We start from the raw sequence: 18,317 nt of genomic DNA on the forward strand, positions 1-18,317 counted from the left end.
GGGCTGCCCGCCATCCTTGCTGGGGAGGCGCGTGATCATGCGTATATGGCAGGAGAGTACCGAGGTAGGCCCGCGACCGGGTCAGATGTCCCCACTGGGCGCGACGTTCGACGGTGCAGGAACGAACTTCGCGGTGTTCTCCGAGGTAGCGGAGCGCGTGGAGCTGTGTCTCTTCGACGAGGACGGCGCCGAAGAGCGGGTCACGCTGAAAGAGGTGGACGGCTTCGTCCACCACATCTATCTGCCAGACGTCGGACCGGGCCGACGGTACGGGTTCCGGGTGCGTGGACCGTACCGACCCGCGCGCGGTGTGCGCTGCAACCACAACAAGCTGCTGCTCGATCCGTACGCCAAAGCGATCGAGGGCGAGGTCAAGTGGAACGAGACGCTCTTCCCGTACCACTTCGGTGCCACTGGCCGACGGAACAGCCTGGACTCCGCCCCGTACGCACCGAAGTCAGTGGTGGTGAACCCCTTCTTCGACTGGGGCAGCGACCATCCGCCTCGGACGCCTTATCACGAGACGGTCATCTACGAGGCCCACGTGAAGGGCATGACGATGACCCATCCAGCAATACCGGAGGCGATGCGCGGTACGTACGCGGCGCTGGCGCACCCAGCCATGGTCGACTACTTCGTCACGCTGGGCGTCACCGCGGTGGAGCTGATGCCGGTCCACCAGTTCGTCCACGACCACGTGTTGATGGAGAAGGGCCTGTCGAACTACTGGGGCTACAACACCATTGGCTTCTTCGCCCCGCACAACGCCTACTGCTCGTCGGGGCAGCGGGGGGAGCAGGTGCAGGAGTTCCGTTCGATGGTCAAGACCCTGCACGAGGCGGGCATCGAGGTCATCCTCGACGTCGTCTACAACCACACCGCCGAGGGCAACCACCTCGGACCAGTGCTGTCGCTGCGCGGCCTGGACAACGCGGCGTACTACCGCCTGTCCCCGGAGGACCCGCGCTTCTACTGGGACACCACCGGCACGGGCAACAGCCTGCGGATGAACCACCCGCACACCCTGCAGCTGATCATGGACTCGCTGCGCTACTGGGTGACCGAGATGCACGTCGACGGCTTCCGCTTCGACCTGGCAGCCACCCTGGCCCGCCAGTTCCACGAGGTGGACCGGCTGTCGTCGTTCTTCGACCTCGTCCAGCAGGACCCGGTCATCTCCCAGGTAAAACTCATCGCCGAACCGTGGGACGTGGGTGACGGTGGCTACCAGGTCGGCAACTTCCCACCGCTGTGGACCGAATGGAACGGCAAGTACCGCGACACCGTGCGCGACTTCTGGCGCGGCGAGGGCGGCACACTCGGCGAGTTCGCCTCCCGTCTCACCGGCTCCTCCGACCTGTACCAGAACGACGGCCGCCGCCCCTACGCCTCCATCAACTTCGTCACCGCACACGACGGCTTCACCCTGCGCGACCTGGTCTCGTACAACGACAAGCACAACAGGGCCAACGGCGAGGACAACCGCGACGGCGAGAACCACAACCGCTCCTGGAACTGCGGCACGGAGGGCCCCACCCACGACCGCGGCGTCCTCGCCCTGCGCGCCCGCCAGCAGCGCAACCTGCTCGCCACCCTGCTGCTCTCCCAGGGCGTGCCCATGCTGCTGCACGGTGACGAACTCGGTCGCACCCAGCGCGGCAACAACAACGCCTACTGCCAGGACAACCAGCTGACCTGGATCGACTGGCCGAACGTCGCCGAGGGAAGCGAACTGCTCGATTTCACCCGTAAGTTGATCGCGCTGCGTCGCGATCATCCCGTGTTCCGTCGACGCCGGTTCTTCCGGGGACGTGCGGCGCACGCATCCGCCAACGCGACGAAGGACATCGCCTGGTTCACGCCTGCCGGGCGCGAGATGACCGACACCGACTGGGAGACAGGCTTCGCCAGGTCCCTGATGGTCCATCTCAACGGCAAGGCCATCACGGAACCGGACCTACGGGGGCTGCGGGTGGAGGACGACTCGTTCCTCCTGCTCTTCAACGCCCACAGCCAGGCGCTCGCCTTCACGCTTCCCAGAGGGCTCGGGCCGTGGTGGGCGGTGGAGGTGGACACCGCCATCCCTTACACCGAGTACCGGCCACTGATCAAGGGGGGCAGCGAGGTGGAGGTCGACGCCCGTGCCATGCTGGTCCTCCGCGCTCACCAGGACGGGTGAACTCAGCTCACGTGGACGCGCGGCCGGCGCTCCGGGTCCGGCTCGGCGCGGCGCAGTACCTCGCGGGTGACCGTGGCCACCTCGCCGTCACCGAAGACCAGGAAGCGGAGCAGACGGCCCACCGGCCCGCCTTCGGACCAGCTGAAGTACACATGCGGCACCTCGCCGGTGCGGTCCCGCAGCGCCAGCAGGATCGCCGCGATGGTGTTGGGAACCGTCGGACCCTGCACTCGTAGCTGGGCCGCTCCGTCCCTTTCGGTGCCATGGACAGTGACATCTGCAGTGAAGTCCCATGAATCACGCACGGACACTTCCAGGAAGAGGGGCGGTCCGTCGGCGGAGGCTTGGGTGAGCGCCTGCGGCATGAACTCAAAGGGCTGGACGTGCTGCTCGTGCGGCTCATGGGCGACCATGTGCAGTGGTCCGTCCGCGGCAGCTCGGTCGACGATAGGCAGCGGCCGGCTGCCGGCCCCGCGGGTGACCTTCAGCGCCGCGGGTGGCACGGTTCGGGTTGAGGTCTTTCTGGTAGACGTCCTTCGGTACGCACACGCTCACGCCACCGACCACGTCGGTCAGCTTCGCGAACGCCCGTCGGATCGGCCGCGCTCACCGTGCAGCTCAGCGCCGGTCCCGCCCGTCCCGTCAGCACGTCGGCGAGGGTCGTGGCCATGGCCTGGTGCTGTGCGTAGGCTTCTGGGTAGCCGCTGTGCTGGACCTGCTGCGCGGCTTCAGTGACCGGCAGGTTCAGGTAGTCCGGCACCTTGACCAGCGCGTCGAAGAACCTGCCCACCGCGTAGACGGGGTCGCTGATCTGTGCCGGGGTGCCCCAGCCCTGGGACGGGCGCTGCTGGAACAGGCCGAGGGAATCACGGTCGCCGTAGGTGAGATTGCGGAGTTTGGACTCCTGGATCGCGGTCGCCAGGGCGATGGTGAGGGCCCGTTCCGGCAGGCCGCGCGCGTGGGCCACGGCGGCGATGGTCGCGGCGTGGGACGCCTGGTCCAGGTCGAGCATGGCGGTCGTACCGTCCGTGTCGTGTGCCGTGCACTCGTCGGAGGTCGTCGAGCGGATGAACCGGACGGCGAGATAGCCCACGAGCGCCAGGACCACGCCCAGGCCGATGACCACCGGCCACGCCTTGCGGCGCCCCCACCTGCGCGCCCCCACGCCGAACCCTCCTCTTACCCACCCTCGGCTACAGTTCAGTTGCGCTATTGCGCAACCATATAACTCTGGCGGCTGTCTCCCTGAGCGGGTTGCACAGCGGTGTGCCCGAACGAGGACCGAGGGGGGAAGGCATGACTGGTCGGCGTGGCCCGGCGAAACTGGCCGTACGGCCGGGCCGGTCGGGGCGCCTGAGCGACCGGGGCCTGGAGCTGGTCCTGCTGTTCGGCGCCCTCCTCATCTGCTGCTACGGCTACGCCGAGACGGCCCTCGCCCTCACCGGGAAACTGCCGTCCGGCATGGCGGTGACGTGCGCGGGGGCGGCTGTACTGCCGCTGGTGTGCCACGTCGCCGTACGCAGGTTCGCGCCGCACGCCGATCCGCTGATCCTGCCACTGGCCACCCTGCTCAGCGGCCTGGGGCTCGTCCTCATCCAGCGGCTCGACATCGCGTACCAGACCCACTACCGCCACGCGACGGCTGCGGCGCCCGGGCAGCTGATGTGGTGCGCCATCGCGGTGGCGGTGTTCGCCGGGGCGGTGGTGCTGCTCAGGGACCACCGCAGGCTGCAGCGCTATCCGTACGTCACGATCGCCGTGGGCATGGTCCTGCTGATGGCGCCGGCGTTCTACCCCGGCGACGTCTACGGCGCCAAGCGGTGGATCTTCATCGGGCCACTGTCCTTCCAGCCCGGAGAGTTCGTGAAGATCGTCATCGTGGTGTTCTTCGCCGGGTATCTGACGATGCGCAGGGACGCCCTCGCGCTCGCCGGACGGCGCCTGATGGGCATGTATCTCCCGCGCGGGCGGCAGTTGGGCCCGGTCGCGGCCGTGTGGATCCTCAGCCTGCTCGTACTGATCTTCGAGCGGGACCTCGGCACCTCGCTGATCTTCTTCGGCCTGTTCGTGATCATGCTGTACGTCGCCACCGAGCGGACCAGCTGGGTGGTGTTCGGCGTCGTGATGTTCGCCGTCGGGGCCTTCGTCGTCGGCTCGTTCGAACCGCACGTCCACGGCCGTGTCGTCGCCTGGCTGCACCCCATGGACATCTTTCTGCCGCCCGACAAGCGTCCGCCGGGGCTGGTTTCGGACCAGGCGGCCCAGGCGCTGTTCAGTTTCGGCTCGGGCGGCATCTTCGGCACCGGGCTCGGCGAGGGCCATCCGGAACTCATCGGGTTCGCCGGGCGCAGCGACTTCATCCTCACCACGGTCGGCGAGGAACTCGGCCTGGTCGGGGTGACGCTCGTCATCCTGCTCTACGCGCTGCTCGCCGAGCGCGGTCTGCGCACGGCTCTGACCGTGACGGACCCGTTCGGCAAGCTGCTCGCCGGCGGCCTGGCCTCGGCGCTCGTCCTCCAGGTCTTCGTCGTCGTGGGCGGTGTCACGGGGCTGATCCCGCTCACCGGCAAGGCCCTGCCCTTCCTCGCCCAGGGCGGCTCGTCCATGGTCGCCAACTGGCTGCTGGTCGCCGTTCTGATCAAGGTCAGCGACACGGCCCGCCGGCCGGCGCCCGAACCGGCCGCGGACGTCAGTGCCGCTGAGACCCAGTTCGTACGGCTATGAGCCCGTCATCCTCTTCGGCGAAAGGGCGGACCCGCTGATGTTCTTCGACGTGAGCCCCCTGGACCTGCTCGTCCTGGGAATCATGATCATCCTGCTCTTCGGCCCGGACAAGCTGCCCGAAGTCGTACAGAAAGTGGCCGGGTTCCTACGGAAGGTCCGCGCGTTCTCCGAGGCCGCCAAGGAAGACGTCCGCTCGGAACTGGGACCGGAGTTCAAGGACCTGGAACTGGCGGACCTGCACCCGAAGACATTCGTGCGCAAGCACCTCCTCGGCGGCGACGGCCTCGGCATCGAGGAGATCCGCTCCGCCCTGGATCCGAGGGCGGAGCTGTCGGAGGTGACCGCCGCGGTGAACGGCGAGCCGAGCGAGCGGACCGAGCCGACCGGGCGGGCCGAGCAAACCGAGAGCCGGACGGCCTCGCCGCAGCAGGCCCCCGCCCACGCCTACGACCCCGACGCCACCTGAGCCGCCTCGGGTGACCAGGGGAGCCGAACGGGGTCGGAACCGGCCGGACGCGGCGGGACGAGCAACGCGCACATGTTCCTCGACGCCTGGACAGTTCACCGGGCCGATCGAAGGACGGTTGGTGGACCCGGCTCATCGCGTGGATGAAAAGCCCAGCATGAAGTAAGTAGAGGCGCAGCACTGTGCTCGCGTATGGATCGCAGCCAGCGCCCCCGCTGCACGACCGCGAGTTCGGGCGAGGCGAAGCCACCCGGTCGCAGGATGGCCCACTCCAGGCTGGACTCCCGCATTACGTTTTCCACCGCGCGTTGGGGTCTGCTGCACGATCGGGTGACATCACCCGGACGTGCAGCAGACCCCCGAGAAGCGAAACAAGGAGGCTAGGTGCAATACCGGTAACTTACGGGCAATCTCGTCGTTGTTGTTGGTGTGCCAAGAGCGGGTCAACTGAAGTCATCCGGTGAGCGACTGTCGGACCGGGTCGCGGTCGGGGTGCTGACACAGGCGTTTCCTCAGTCGCTTGTGGATGAGGTGCTGGCGGAGACGGGTCGGGTGCAGCAGCGGAACCGGCTGTTGCCGGCCCGACTGGTGGTCTACTTCGTGTTGGCGATGTGCCTGTTCTCCGGGCAGAGCTATGAGGAGGTCGCCCGGCTGCTGACCGCGGGTTTGCAGGGTGCCCGTCGCTGGCGTGGCTCGTGGGTGGTGCCGAGTACGGCAGCGGTCTGGAAAGCCAGGTCTCGGCTGGGGGTGGCGCCGCTGCGGCAACTGTTCGCGCGGGTGTGCCGTCCGGTTGCCACACCGGACACTGAGGGCGCCTTCTACCGCGACTGGCGGCTGATCGCGATCGACGGCACCACGTTTGACCTGCCTGACACGAAGGCGAACGTGGAAGCGTTCGGCCGTCCGCCCCGTTCCGGGCGCGGTGAACAGGACGTCGGCTACCCGCAGTTGTGCATGGTCGGCTTGGTGGAGTGCGGCACCCATGCCGTCTTCGATGCTGCGATCGGAACTGTGCGCACCGGAGAGCAGGCTCTGGCCCGGGCGGCCCTGGGGTCCCTGCGGCCGGGGATACTGCTGCTGGCCGACCGCGGCTTCTACAGCGTGGACCTGTGGCGCACAGCCGCGGCCACGGGGGCGGACCTGCTGTGGTGGGTCCGCAAAGACCTCGTGCTGCCGGTCGTCGAGCAACTGTCGGACGGTTCCTACCTCACCGAGATCTTCGACCGCAGCGACATCCACCACACCCGTCGCGGGGTGCCAGTACGCGCGGTGGAGTACACCATCGCCGGCCATGAGGGCGTCTACCGGCTCATCACCACGATCCTCGACCCGGACAAGGCCCCGGCCGCGGACCTGGCCGCTCTCTACGCCCAGCGATGGGAGTTCGAGTCCACCCTCGACGAAATCAAGACCCACCTCGGCGGGTCGCAGCTGGTACTGCGTTCGCAGCACCCCGTCGGGGCCGAGCAGGAACTCTATGGCTTCCTGCTCGTCCACCACGCCATCCGGCACCTGATGCACCAGGCCGCACGGCAAGCCGACCGGGACCCCGACCGGATCTCCTTCACCCGCTCACTGCGCGTCGTGCGTCGCCAGGTCACCGACCAGGCGGCATTTTCCCCCCGGCAGACTCGCACGCGCGGTCCAAGCCACCCACGCTGAACTCCTCGAACGCCTCCTGCCACGGCGCCGCCGCCGGGCCAACCCTCGCGTCATCAAACGCAAAGTCGCCAACTGGCCGCTCAAACGCGCCGCCCACCGGGCTGCAGACCACCCAGCCACCGCGGCCATCACCCTCGCTGGCGCCACCAAACCCAAACGAGTCAAACGAATACCAAAGCCCTAAGAGGTCATCTCATTTGGCGCATTCGATAGGCTCCGGGTGTGGGGATCGTTGAGCGGCTGGTGCCGGATGAGCTGTGGGAGTTGTTCCAGCGAGTGGTGCCGGAGGCGCCGAGTCGGCCTCAGGGAGGCGGCCGGCGCCGGCACGGTGACAGGGAGGTGCTGGCTGCGATCGTGTTCGTGGCCACGTCGGGCTGTACGTGGCAGCAGCTGCCGGCCGCCTCGTTCGGACCGTCGGGACCCACGGCTCACCGGCGTTTCACCGAGTGGTCGAAAGCCCGGGTGTGGGCGAAGCTCCATCGCCTGGTCCTCGACGAACTCGGCTCCCGGGGTGAACTGGACTGGTCTCGCTGTGCGATCGACTCGGTGAACGTGCGGGCCCTGAAAAGGGGGGCCTGACAGGTCCGAATCCAGTAGATCGAGGCAAGTACGGTTCGAAGATCCACTTGATCACCGAACGGACCGGATTGCCCATCTCCATCGGCATCTCCGGCGCCAACCTGCACGACAGCCAGGCCCTCGAACCGCTCGTTCGCGGCATCCCGCCCATCCGCTCCCGTCGCGGTCCGCGCCGACGACGGCCGGCCAAGCTCCACGGCGACAAGGGCTACGACTACGACCACCTGCGCCGATGGTTACGCCAGCGCGGCATCCGGCACCGCATCGCCCGTAAAGGCATCGAGTCCTCCCAGCGCCTGGGACGCCACCGCTGGACCATCGAACGCACCATGGCCTGGCTCGCCGGATGCCGCCGCCTGCACCGCCGCTATGAACGCAAGGCCGTCCACTTCTTGGCCTTCACCAGCATCGCCTGCACCCTGATCTGCTACCGCAGACTCACCAAATGAGATGACCTCTAAGTTACCGGTATTGAGCTAGGTGTCACGCAGTTGTCGAAGTCCCAGGTCTCGGCCATGGCCCGGCACCTGGACAGGCAGGCCACCGCATTTCGCAACCGGCTGCTGGACCCCGGACCGTATGCGTTCATCTGGGTGGACGCGCTGACCCGGCCGTACGGGGTGCGTTACATGCGGCGCCGCTCTGTTGGCGGCAGTAACGGTCGAAGTCACCCAGCCTGGGGCTACCGTCCGCGGACGGCGGCGCCCCGGGAGACGAAACTCCGCGCGCGCTGAGGGAGACTGGCGGCCTCCAGCGCACTGTATCTCCCGCTCGCCACGAGCTGGAACTTGACACCCTCCCGACCCTCGGGGTGCTCGTAGCCGTCGGGGAGGAACCGCCGGTAGTGCTCGCTGGCGCGTTGGAAGAACTGCGGGCGCTCGGAGCGGGAGAGACATCCCTCGAGATTGAGCAGGAAGAGGTAGTGACGGATCATACGAGTGAAGAGGAAGGGAGCCACAACCTCCAGGGCGCCGCGCTCCTCGAGCAAGTCGAAGCTGTCTTCGTATCGGCCGAAGACGTCGAAGTGGGTGCCGCCCGGTGAGCCTGCGGGGTGTTGAGTGTGCCGACGGCGGATCTGGACGCAGTTCCACTTCAGGACAGCGACCCGGTCGGCGGCGAGCATGGCACGGTGGACGACTGCGACCTCCTCGTGGAGACCGTCAGGGAACGCGAGTTCCTGCCGGATCCACAAGTCGCGGCGGACCAAACGGTCCCAGGAGTAGGCGGGAGCACCGAACAACTCGGGCTGGTCCATCGAGGCGAAGGGCTCACGTCCCTGCCGGGCAAGCAGGCCGGCGGCGGCACCGGGCCATGAGCGGCCGCGATGGAGGCGAGTGTGCCCGAAGAGAAGAACATCCGGTTCGTCTGCCGATTGCAGCCGATCGACCATCGCCTGAAGCGTTTCACCCCCGATGATGTGATCGCTGTCCAGGAACAGCAGGTAGTCACCGGCGGCGCGCTCCGCCCCTCCGTTGCGTATCCGGCCGATGCCCGCGACGCCCGTCAGCCGCACGACCGAGACCCGCCCATCCCGCCGAGCATAGTCATCCACCAAGTCCGCAGGGCATTCAGCAGACTGGTCCAGGACCGCGACAACCTCCACGTCCCGGAAGGATTGGTTCAGTATCGAATTCAGGCAGATCCCCAGCTGTCCCTGAAGGTCGTACGCGGCGACTATGACGCTGATCATCGGCGTGAACTCCGCTCTAAACGCTACGAGATGAACAAGGGGCGGGCCCGCCACGGGGGGTAAACGGGCCGCGCCCCTGTCTTGATGCCGCCCGCGTGCCTCCCCCGGAGATCAGGCGGCGTGATCCCGACCGGGGTCACTGTGTTCAGCGCGTCCCAGGTCCTGCGTGTCACAGGGGGCGACCCATCGTTACAAGATCACCAAGTTTGTGCTCGATCTCCTGCTGCTGACGAACGCGACTTCCGGCGGAGCCAGGAGCAGCCCCCGCAGTCCGCCTGAAACAAAATCACCTGACTCTACGAAAATCGGGGCAGCTCAAGGCGCGGTGAACCCGGCTCCGGTGTCGCAGCGATCCGACTTCCTGCTGTCGTCCTGCGATGTGCATGCCCCGGTCAGGGTGCAGAACGCCGCGGTGAGCGAGGCCAGTGCGTTTGCGGCAGCCGCAGAAGTTCCGCCGTTGGCGAGCGTCTGGTGGCCTGCCTGGGCTGCGGCAGCGGCAGCCACAGTGGCGACCACCTTGAACTTGGACGGGTCGATATTGGGGCTGGCACCGTCGGCTGGCCACTGGGGCGAGCGCCCGGGTTTTCACGCAGACCCATCTGCGCGGTCGGCGGCGGGGGCGGCGGTAGTGCGGGGTGGCTGATCGCGACGAGATCGCGCCCAGCAACATCAACAATATCCGCCTGAAGCTCAAGCGGCTCGCCGAGCGGGGAGTCCTGGCCGAGACCGAGCAGGGCCTGTTCGCCCTGTCACGGCCGTAGCCCTTTCAGCGAGCGCGCAACCAGCCTGCTCAGCTCGGCCGAAAAGGCAAATCGGGCATCGCCTCGTGTGCCCCACCGCCCTCTCAGGAGTGTCTGTGGTAAGCCTTGTTGGCGATACGCCAGTTGTCGTCCGTGCGGACCAGCAGGAAGATGTCGGTGAAGGTGTCCGCGCCGTGCCAGAGCGTCATGGTTGCGGTCGCGACGGTGCCGTGTACGTCGACGGCGTCGATGCGGCGGTGCCGGGTCGGCTCGTCCGGGGCGGGACAGCCGTGGAAGAGAGCGCAGTACTCGTCCAGGCGCCAGGAGACGATTGCGCCGTCCCGGATTCCCTCGATGTGGGCGGTGGGCAGGAACGCGTCGCGGAAGTGGCTGGGGTCGCCGGTGGCGTGTCCGCGGATGTAGGCACGTAGCGGATCGAGCACGGCGTCACCCACGGCGGGGACCGTGGTGGCAACGGCGATGTCGGCCTCGGGGTCGGCCAGAGTGTCGGCCAGTTCGGCCGCGCTGTGCAGAGGGGTGTTTGACGCGGCAGCCAGCAGTGCCATGTCCTTGGCCAGCGCGCCGATGGTGAACTCGGCCGTGGCAGCGGTCGGCTCGCCGGTGAGGAAGGTTCGCTTTCGGGTGACGAGCCCGCCGAGCGGGCCGAGTTCGAGTACGTCCAGCACCTGAGCACGGGGCAGCCGCAGGGCATCGGCCTGCCGCAGTGAGTCACCTAGCGCGAGAACGGCGCCGGCGAGACTGCTGTTCGCGATCAGCTTGAGTGCGGCGGCGGTGGCGGCGTCGTCGACGCGTCGTATCGTGCCAAGCGTTTCCAGGACTGGGTGGACTCGGTCAAGCGCTCCTTGGTCAGCTGCGGTGAGAATCTGGAGGGTGCCGGCGGCGGCAGCCGGCACGGAGCCGAGCACAGGCGCGTGGACGTAGGACGGGCCGAGTTGCCGGGCCAGCTCCGACGCCTCGGCGGGGGCGATGGTGCTGGTGTTCAGGAGGATCGTGTCCGGTCGCAGCGAGCCGCGGACTCGGTCGACGACCTGCTGGCAGGCCTCGCCGTCGAACAACGCCAGGAGTACTACGTCGGCCTTCGCCACAGCGTCGTTCGGATCCCTGGTCGTCTCAACAGCGCCTGCCGGGCGCCCGGAGCGTGTCCAACCCATGACGTCCCAGTCGTGGTCGGCAAGTCGTGTCGCGATCGCGGCGCCCATGCGGCCCAGGCCGAGGACGGCGATCGTGCGCGGTGTGGTCATGTGTCCCACCGTGGCGGCATCACGATGCCTACGACAAGCGCAGATCCAGCAGGCCAGCTATGCGGGACACGCATAGAGCCCAGGCATACTTGCGGCCATGGAGCTGACTGCGTGGCGGACGTTCGTGACGGTGTGCCGGCTCGGGTCGCTGTCGGCCGCGGCCGCCGAACTCGGTTACACACAGTCGGCCGTCTCCCGGCAGATCGCCGGGCTGGAGCGCCAACTCGGGATATCGTTGGTGCAGCGGCACGCGCGCGGGGTACGTCCCACGCCCGCTGGCGAGGTGTTCCGTCACCACGCCCATCTCGCGGTCAACGAAGCCGACCGCGCCGTGCGTGCCGCACGGGACGCTCGTGACGGGGCGCTCAGCCGGCCGCTGGCGGTCGGCGCTACGCCGTCTCTGGCCGCCGGGATTGTGCCCACGGCGATCCGCCGCCTGCTGGACAGAGTCGGCTCCCTCCAGTGGAGCCTGTTGCCAGGGCTGAGCGCACAACTGCACGATCGCGTGATAGCCGGCGATCTCGATGTCGCCGTCGTCACCGATGCGCCACCGGGGCTGCCTCATGACCCGCGTATCGAACGAAGGTTCCTGGGGATGGACGAGATGGTCGTCGTCCTGCCCGCCGACCATCCACGAGCCGGGCACGGGCCGGTACGCATTCAGGAACTGGCCGACCAGACCTGGGTCGAGGACAACGACGGCTCGGCAGCACTGCTGCACCAGCACGCCGCCCGCGCCGGAACCACCGCCCGCATCGACCTCACTGCGGCCGATCTGCCCGGCAAGATGGCCCTGGTCGCAACCGGCCACGCCATTGCCCTCATGCCCGGATTACTGACACGCGCGCTGCGGACCGACGTCACCACAGTGGCCCTCATAGATCCCCCCACGCGCGGCATCTACACGATCACACCACGTCGCGACCCGCACCCATCCGCAACACCCCTGCTCGACCAGCTGGCGGCAACCTTCGGCTCAGTTTGTACCGCCCAAGCCGCACACTGACCGACTGGAACGGACGATTCGCCATTGACCTGAACGCCCGCTCCACATCCAAAGAAGAAGGGACAAAAGCTTACTTTCCGCCCTCTCGTACTGTCTCGCCGCAAACGGCAAGGGCCGCTGTCGCGGCAGGGGATCTTGGGCTCGGTCTCTTGCCCTCCAGCAGCAGTGCGGCGGCGCTCTACGGTCCGGGTCTCTCTCAACGCCGTGCTGACCGATACCGAGGCTGACCGGATCATCGATGCCTGCCGTGCGGCGGTCGACGCGGGACGAGCATCCTCGCGCGCCATGCATGGCGCAGGCTCACCGGACCCAGTACTGGGCCAGGGCTCCTTGCCGGAACGGGGCGGGGCTGACACTGAGGTCGCCGGAGAAGGGGCGGTCCACTCGCGCGTTGATCATCCGTGCGCCGATCTTGAGGTCCCTCGCCCACGACGGCACCAGGCCCCAGCGCAACGGCCGCAGCTCCCTGCCCACCTCCCCGGCGTCGTCGCTGTCGCGCGGGGTGCGCTCGAGAACGGCAGGAGGCAGTCGGACTCCTGGACCATGCCGCCGCAGGCGGCCAGGGTCACGGCCCGGCCCTTGCGCACCGAGAGGATCCCGGCTGCGTCACAGCCCTCGATCAGCTTCACCGCCGATGCCGCGATCTCATCCAGCGTCGCCTGGACCGAGTCCTGGGCCAGCAGATCCCGCGCCAGCCGAGCCATCTGCTCGGCGTACTCACGCCATTCCACCCGCCACCGCCCACCTCGAACCACAGTTGGGCCACACTACCGCCGCCGATGTTCCGGCCCGCTGCCATCACGGGGCGCATGAGGCCCCGTCAGCGGTGTTCCGGCAGGCGCACGTCCGCGTAGCCCGGTATCCCGGCCCTGCGGGTCCGGCGCCACAGGCCAAGGGCACCCCAGATCCGGAAGATCCGTTCGGGACGGGCGCCCCGGCCTTAAGGTGCGCCTACCCCGATGTGCCGCTGGCACCCTGGTCACGACAAGCAGGTGGTCCGGCGGCTCCGCCGGCTGTGATCCGAATCAGGAGAGCCTGGCAAGGACAGGCGCCCGGGCATCTGGCTTTGCTGCATTCGACTGTGGGCGGCCACCAAAGATTCCCCACGTACGGCCAGTTGGAAAGTGACTCTCGGTGATCGAAGCGGCGACTCGGTGAATCTTCGGAAGTGCATTTGTACGTGTGCTCAGGGAACGCGCTGGGCGTCCCCTTCCGGGAATCCCGGAACGGTCTTGCGTCGTGGAGTGTCGCGTTCAGGTGTTGTGCGGGTGCAGGTCGAGGGTGATGTGCGGGGTCAGTGCGTACAGGAAGTTCGGGGCGTCGAAGATCTCGCCGGCGGAGGCGACGCCGACGATCTTGGTGCGGCCGGTCAGGACGCGGTCGAGGGCCTCGACGACCAGGGGCGCGGTGACGGCGTAGATGTCCTGGCCGCTGGCCGTGGCCCGGCGTTCGGCTCCGCCCGAGCGTACGACGACGTCAACGAGGAAGGTCTGGTCCGAACGCCCACTCTCGTCGCTGGCAGTTGGGGCGGGTGTGTGGGGGGAGGCGACGTCGCGGACCGCCTCAGCGGTCATGTAGGTGGTCACATCGGGGATGAACAGGTGCTGGGGGACGGTGACGACGTCCGCCATCGTGAACTCGCCGATCACTTCCCGGACTCCTGTCGGTTCCGGGAAGGTCCACTGAAGGCTGGGCGCGGCGTCGGTGCGCCGCTCCCACTGGCCGCCGCGGTACCGCAGGCGGACGTCGCCGCGCCGCTCGCGAGAGACGGCACCGGACAGGCGCGTGCCGGCGGTGGGGTGCCAGCTGCTGAGCGCGTAGGCGATGTGGGCCTCGTCGGCCTTCGTCCAGTCGCCCATTGCCGCGGTGGCCAGCAGGTCGCCGAGACCTCCGAAGAAGGCCATGGCCGGGATGATCACCGCTCCGGCTTCCTGGGCACGCTTGCGGTAGTGGGTGAAGGTGTCGAGGTTGGCCTCGAGTTCGGCAGCCACGTCCAGGTAGGGGATCTTCGCACGGAGCGCGGCTTCGATCACGGGGCCGGTGGTCGTCGCGAAGGGCCCCGCGCAGTTGATGACCGCCACCGCGCCCGCCAGGGCCCGGTCCAGCGACGTCGCATCGTCGGCCGATGCCACCCGGGCCTCAAGGCCGTGCTCGTCGGCCAGCTCCTGCACAGCCCGCGCGTTGCGGCCGGAAGGCACCGGGACGAACCCGCGCGCGGCCAGCTCAGCGACCACGAACTTCCCCGTGTGACCGTACGCGCCGAACACCGCCACCAGCTGACCTGACCCCATGAGCCTGCTCCCGTGCACTGGAACACCCGCCGCGATGTCGATCCGCCGCGGCCTGACACCCCCATCCTGGCCTCGCGCCAGCACCCCGCACGAGCGTCGGAAACGACATGCCACGTACAGTTTCGGACATGCCCACCGTCGCGCTGGCCGTCACCGACGGCATGCTCCACTACGAACTGTCCGTGGCCGTCGAGGTCTTCGGGGCCGACCTGACCCACATCGTGAACCCCTGGTACGACTTCTCCCTCTGCGGAAACGGCCCGGTACACGTCGACCGCTTCCACCTCGAACCCGACCACGGACTCGACCACCTCACTCGCGTGGACACGGTGATCGTCCCCGGCTGGGCCGACACCGACCGTGAACCGCCCACCGACCTGGTCGAGGCGGTGCGCGCCGCCCACGAGGCCGGCGCCCGCGTAGCCTCCCTGTGCACGGGCGCCTTCGTCCTGGGCGCAGCCGGGCTCCTCGACGGCAGGCGCGCCACCACCCACTGGGCCCACACCCGGGAACTGGCCCGGCGCCACCCGGCGGCCACCGTCGATCCGGACGTTCTTTACGTCGACAACGGCGACGTCCTCACCTCTGCGGGCAAGGCCGCCGCCATGGACCTGTGCCTGCACCTGGTCCGCCTCGACCACGGCTCGGCCAACGCCAACAAGATCGCCCGCCGCCTGGTCATCCCACCCCACCGCGACGGCGGCCAGGCCCAGTTCATCTCCACCCCCCTGCCCGAGCCCGACAACCACCCCCTGGGCGACCTCTTCCCCTGGGCACTGGAACGACTCGACCAGCCACTCACCGTGGAGGACCTGGCCCGTCGGGCCGGCATGAGTTCACGCCACCTCGCCCGCCACTTCAAACACCTCACCGGCACCACACCACTGCGGTGGCTCCACACCCAGCGCATCCGCCACGCCCAGGAACTCCTGGAAACCACCAACGCCACCGTCGACACCATCGCCACGGCCACCGGCATGGGCACCGCCACCACCCTGCGCCGTCACTTCCACCGCAGCGTCGCGTCCCGCCCGACACCTACCGCCGCACCTTCCGCCCCCAAGAGCCAGTCCCAAGCCCGCATCACGGAAGCTGACACTTCACGGTCAGTAGCCATCGGCGGCCAGCTAGCTCCCCACCTACTGGCCGCCGATGGGGAATTTCAACTGGCCACTGTCACTCGACGTTCGGTCCTTGCTGGGCTGGTCGAGCGGTGACATCAAAACTCAACCCGCATTTGCACGCGTCTTTCACAGTCGCCGGGTCTTTGCGCGGCCCGAATTGGCAGGGCCGCCAAGGTCACAACCGCTTGGAGGGTCCGGCTGCTGGGCCAGTTCGTCGGAAGGCGATGTTCTCAGTCGGCGAGGTCGGGCTTGCCGAACAGGAGGGCGTAGCTGGAGGGGAGCTGGCTGATGATCTGGTTCAGCTCGCCGCCGCTGACGGTGTCGGCGACGGTGGTCAGGACGGCGCTGGCGTCCCATTCGGCGGTGCGTGGCCGTGCCCCGATACGTTCCGCGACCCGGCGGTAGAACTCCTCGATCCCGAACCTTTCGGGCTGCTGCTTGGTGTCGGCGAGCATCTGTCCGAGCGGGCCGGGCAACTGGGAGGCGAGGTCGTCGACCTCTCCTGGGGTGATCCGCTGTGCCAGCACGCCCAGGACGGCTTCGGTGATCGCAGCGGCTTCGTCCTGGTCGGTGTATTCGCCGCGCTCGCGTACGCTGGCGAGGAACTCGTCGTACCTCATGGTCACCTCCGACGTGCGTGCATCCCGCGGCACCAGACCTTCTGATGTCACTGGCCCAGTACCCAGGAGAGCGGCGCATGCATCCCCGGCGCGCGCCGGGGGCAAGAGCCGGCATGCCTGTACAAGGGGGTAGCCGGGAAAAGATCGCAGGACAGGACAGCGCGCAGTGTCCGGGTGCGCAGCGGGCGGCACGACCGGCGATCATGAAGGAGGCACGCACGTGGCGGAGCCAGAGCGGACCGCGAGCATGGATCAGCGATCCCTTGAAGCGGCTGACACCACTGTGGGTGGGGCGCTGTCAGCCATCGGCGCGGGGGCGTACGTGGTGGACGAGAAGGGGTGCATCATCGCGGTCAACGCCCCAGCCGAGCAGCTGCTGGCCCGGCCCGCCAAGGACCTCGTCGGCCGTGACGCGCACGATCTGTTGCACCGCGATGCCAGCGGCCAGCCGATGCCGACCAGCCGATGCAGCATGCGGCAGGCCTTCCACGCCGGACGCACCGCCCAGGCCGAAGGAGAGTGGTTCGCCCGCGGTGACGGCACCCTGCTGCCCATCAACTGGGTGATCACTCCCTACGACACTGGTGGCCGGGAGGCCGCCACGCTCATTGTCTTCCACTGCGACCAGCAACCGCAGGAAGCGGGCCAGCGGCCGGAGCCGGTGGCTGAGGCGCTGACCGAACTCGAGCGGCTGGCGCTGCTCGCGGAGACCACGACGCAGCTGACGTCCACCCTCGACACCAACGAGACGCTGCGCCGGCTCGTGGCCTTGCTCGTGCCCCGGCTGGCGGACTGGGTGGTCATCGACCTGATCACGGAGCGCGACGAGGTGTGGCGCACCGCCGTGGTCCACCACGAAGACGGCACGCTGGTGCACCACGAAGAGCTGCAAGGACCGATGCCCCCGGTGCCGGAAGAATCCCCGATGCCCCTGTCCAGAGCGCTGCGCGGGGTCGCTTCCACCCTTGCCGGTCCCACGACCTACCAGCAGCCACCCGATTCCGGCATCGCGGTCGAACAGCGCCACCTGTTCGAGACGACCGGCATCCGCTCCGCGGCCATCGTCCCCATCCGCAGCACCCGGGAGGTCCTGGGGGCCCTGACCCTGGGCCGCGCCGAGAAGGCTGGGGACTTCACCACCGCCGACCTGCCGCTGATCGAGGACATCGCACGCCGGGCCGCCGTCGCTCTGGACAACGCCCGCCTCTACCAGCGTCAGCGCAAGGTCGCCGAGACCATGCAGAACCACCTGCTGCCCCAGCTGCCCCGCGTGCCCGGGCTGGAGATGATCGCCCGCTATCTGCCCGCACCTCACGCCTCACAGGTCGGCGGCGACTGGTACGACGCTTTCCGCCTGTCCGACGGCGCCACCGCCCTGGCCGTCGGCGACGTCGTCGGCCATGACCTGGAGGCAGCGGCCGGCATGGCGCAGGTGCGCAACGTGCTCCGTGCCTACGCCTGGTCCCAGCAGGAACCCCCCAGCCGGATCGTCCAGCGGCTCGACGAGGCGATCACGCACATCACCAACGTGCCCATGGCCACCATGATCTTCGCCCGCCTCGATCAGGCGGACAACGGCCACTGGGAACTGTCCTGGACCAACGCCGGCCACCCGCCACCCCTGCTCGTCAGCCGGGACGGCCTCACCTGCTACCTCACCGACGCCCACGGCATCCTCCTGGGCACCGACACCTGCCCACCCCGCCCCGACGCCACCGCCGTACTGCCGCCCGGATCCACCCTCCTGCTGTACACCGACGGCCTCATCGAAGCAGCCGGACACTCCCTGGACGAGGGCCTGGGCCAGCTGCGCCAGCACGCGGCCGCCCTCGCCCACCGCCCCCTCGCCTCCTTCACCGACCAGCTCCTGCGCCGGGTCCGCCCCGCCGACAACGACGACGACGTCGCCCTCCTCGCTCTGCGGACCCCAGGGAAAACACGCGCGAGATAGGCGACGGTCTGTCGCGAGGAAAG

13 protein-coding genes and 5 pseudogenes are annotated in these 18,317 nt (G+C 68.4%); 10 read left to right on the forward strand and 8 right to left on the reverse strand.

Annotated features, from left to right (window positions below):
• Positions 1–37: 37 nt before the first annotated feature.
• Positions 38–2,179 carry a glycogen debranching protein GlgX gene (gene glgX / locus A6P39_RS02535; protein ID WP_067051102.1) on the forward strand — a complete coding sequence of 714 codons (2,142 nt, stop codon included), beginning with the start codon at positions 38–40 and terminating at the stop codon, positions 2,177–2,179.
• A 2-nt stretch (positions 2,180–2,181) separates the two neighbouring features.
• On the opposite strand, the pseudogene A6P39_RS02540 reads toward glgX, so the two are convergent.
• Positions 2,182–2,511, reverse strand: a pseudogene (locus A6P39_RS02540) (amino acid transporter); the annotation flags it as partial.
• Positions 2,512–2,663: 152 nt separating this feature from the next.
• Complete coding sequence (locus A6P39_RS02545) at positions 2,664–3,344, reverse strand: hypothetical protein (protein ID WP_067051087.1); 681 nt, start codon at positions 3,342–3,344, stop codon at positions 2,664–2,666.
• A gap of 131 nt (positions 3,345–3,475) precedes the next feature.
• Here A6P39_RS02545 and A6P39_RS02550 point away from each other — a divergent pair, with 131 nt between their 5' ends.
• The 5 genes and pseudogenes from A6P39_RS02550 to A6P39_RS02570 all read left to right on the forward strand — a co-directional run.
• Entirely contained in the window at positions 3,476–4,903 is a 1,428-nt protein-coding gene (locus A6P39_RS02550; RefSeq protein WP_079133586.1) for an FtsW/RodA/SpoVE family cell cycle protein, read from the forward strand.
• Positions 4,872–5,369, forward strand: a complete 498-nt coding sequence (locus A6P39_RS02555; RefSeq protein ID WP_331454082.1) for a sec-independent translocase — start codon at positions 4,872–4,874, stop codon at positions 5,367–5,369. The genes A6P39_RS02550 and A6P39_RS02555 overlap by 32 nt, the downstream gene beginning before the upstream one ends.
• 429 nt (positions 5,370–5,798) lie before the next feature.
• Positions 5,799–7,031 (forward strand): IS4 family transposase, encoded by a 1,233-nt coding sequence (locus A6P39_RS02560; RefSeq protein ID WP_275883785.1) that lies wholly within the window; start codon positions 5,799–5,801, stop codon positions 7,029–7,031.
• A gap of 228 nt (positions 7,032–7,259) precedes the next feature.
• A protein-coding gene (locus A6P39_RS02565) for an IS5 family transposase (RefSeq protein WP_275883977.1) occupies positions 7,260–8,059 on the forward strand; the annotation gives its coding sequence in 2 pieces (ribosomal slippage) (positions 7,260–7,595 and positions 7,598–8,059; 798 coding nt in all).
• 27 nt (positions 8,060–8,086) lie between these two features.
• Positions 8,087–8,215: pseudogene (locus A6P39_RS02570) on the forward strand (transposase); the annotation flags it as partial.
• Positions 8,216–8,292: 77 nt separating this feature from the next.
• Here the strand turns inward: A6P39_RS02570 and A6P39_RS02575 are convergent.
• Entirely contained in the window at positions 8,293–9,300 is a 1,008-nt protein-coding gene (locus tag A6P39_RS02575; protein ID WP_067050435.1) for a glycosyltransferase family 2 protein, read from the reverse strand.
• 635 nt (positions 9,301–9,935) lie between these two features.
• Between A6P39_RS02575 and A6P39_RS02580 the strand changes: the two genes are divergently transcribed.
• On the forward strand, positions 9,936–10,061 hold the full coding sequence (locus A6P39_RS02580; RefSeq protein ID WP_267893348.1) for a hypothetical protein: 126 nt from the start codon (positions 9,936–9,938) through the stop codon (positions 10,059–10,061).
• Between the two features lie 83 nt (positions 10,062–10,144).
• On the opposite strand, the gene A6P39_RS02585 is transcribed toward A6P39_RS02580, so the two are convergent.
• Positions 10,145–11,347: a nuclear transport factor 2 family protein gene (locus tag A6P39_RS02585; protein ID WP_267893349.1), complete on the reverse strand. Its 1,203-nt coding sequence runs from the start codon at positions 11,345–11,347 to the stop codon at positions 10,145–10,147.
• Between the two features lie 52 nt (positions 11,348–11,399).
• Between A6P39_RS02585 and A6P39_RS02590 the strand changes: the two genes are divergently transcribed.
• On the forward strand, positions 11,400–12,308 hold the full coding sequence (locus A6P39_RS02590) for a LysR family transcriptional regulator (protein ID WP_067050441.1): 909 nt from the start codon (positions 11,400–11,402) through the stop codon (positions 12,306–12,308).
• Positions 12,309–12,686: 378 nt separating this feature from the next.
• Here A6P39_RS02590 and A6P39_RS02595 read toward each other — a convergent pair.
• The 3 genes and pseudogenes from A6P39_RS02595 to A6P39_RS02605 form a co-directional block, all read right to left on the reverse strand.
• Positions 12,687–12,827 (reverse strand): annotated as a pseudogene (locus A6P39_RS02595) (SOS response-associated peptidase family protein); the annotation flags it as partial.
• Between the two features lie 2 nt (positions 12,828–12,829).
• Positions 12,830–13,012, reverse strand: a pseudogene (locus tag A6P39_RS02600) (antitermination regulator); the annotation flags it as partial.
• Positions 13,013–13,561: 549 nt separating this feature from the next.
• Complete coding sequence (locus A6P39_RS02605; RefSeq protein ID WP_199840889.1) at positions 13,562–14,599, reverse strand: saccharopine dehydrogenase family protein; 1,038 nt, start codon at positions 14,597–14,599, stop codon at positions 13,562–13,564.
• Positions 14,600–14,727: 128 nt separating this feature from the next.
• Between A6P39_RS02605 and A6P39_RS02610 the strand changes: the two are divergent.
• Positions 14,728–15,695 (forward strand): annotated as a pseudogene (locus tag A6P39_RS02610) (helix-turn-helix domain-containing protein).
• 258 nt (positions 15,696–15,953) lie between these two features.
• Here the strand turns inward: A6P39_RS02610 and A6P39_RS02615 are convergent.
• Entirely contained in the window at positions 15,954–16,343 is a 390-nt protein-coding gene (locus A6P39_RS02615; protein ID WP_067050444.1) for a DUF2267 domain-containing protein, read from the reverse strand.
• A 247-nt stretch (positions 16,344–16,590) separates the two neighbouring features.
• Between A6P39_RS02615 and A6P39_RS02620 the strand changes: the two genes are divergently transcribed.
• The gene (locus A6P39_RS02620) at positions 16,591–18,294 is read left to right on the forward strand and encodes a SpoIIE family protein phosphatase (RefSeq protein ID WP_067050460.1); all 1,704 of its coding nucleotides are present in this window, start codon (positions 16,591–16,593) and stop codon (positions 18,292–18,294) included.
• Positions 18,295–18,317 lie beyond the last annotated feature (23 nt).

Source organism: Streptomyces sp. FXJ1.172 (assembly GCF_001636945.3).
Classification (GTDB): Bacteria; Actinomycetota; Actinomycetes; order Streptomycetales; family Streptomycetaceae; genus Streptomyces.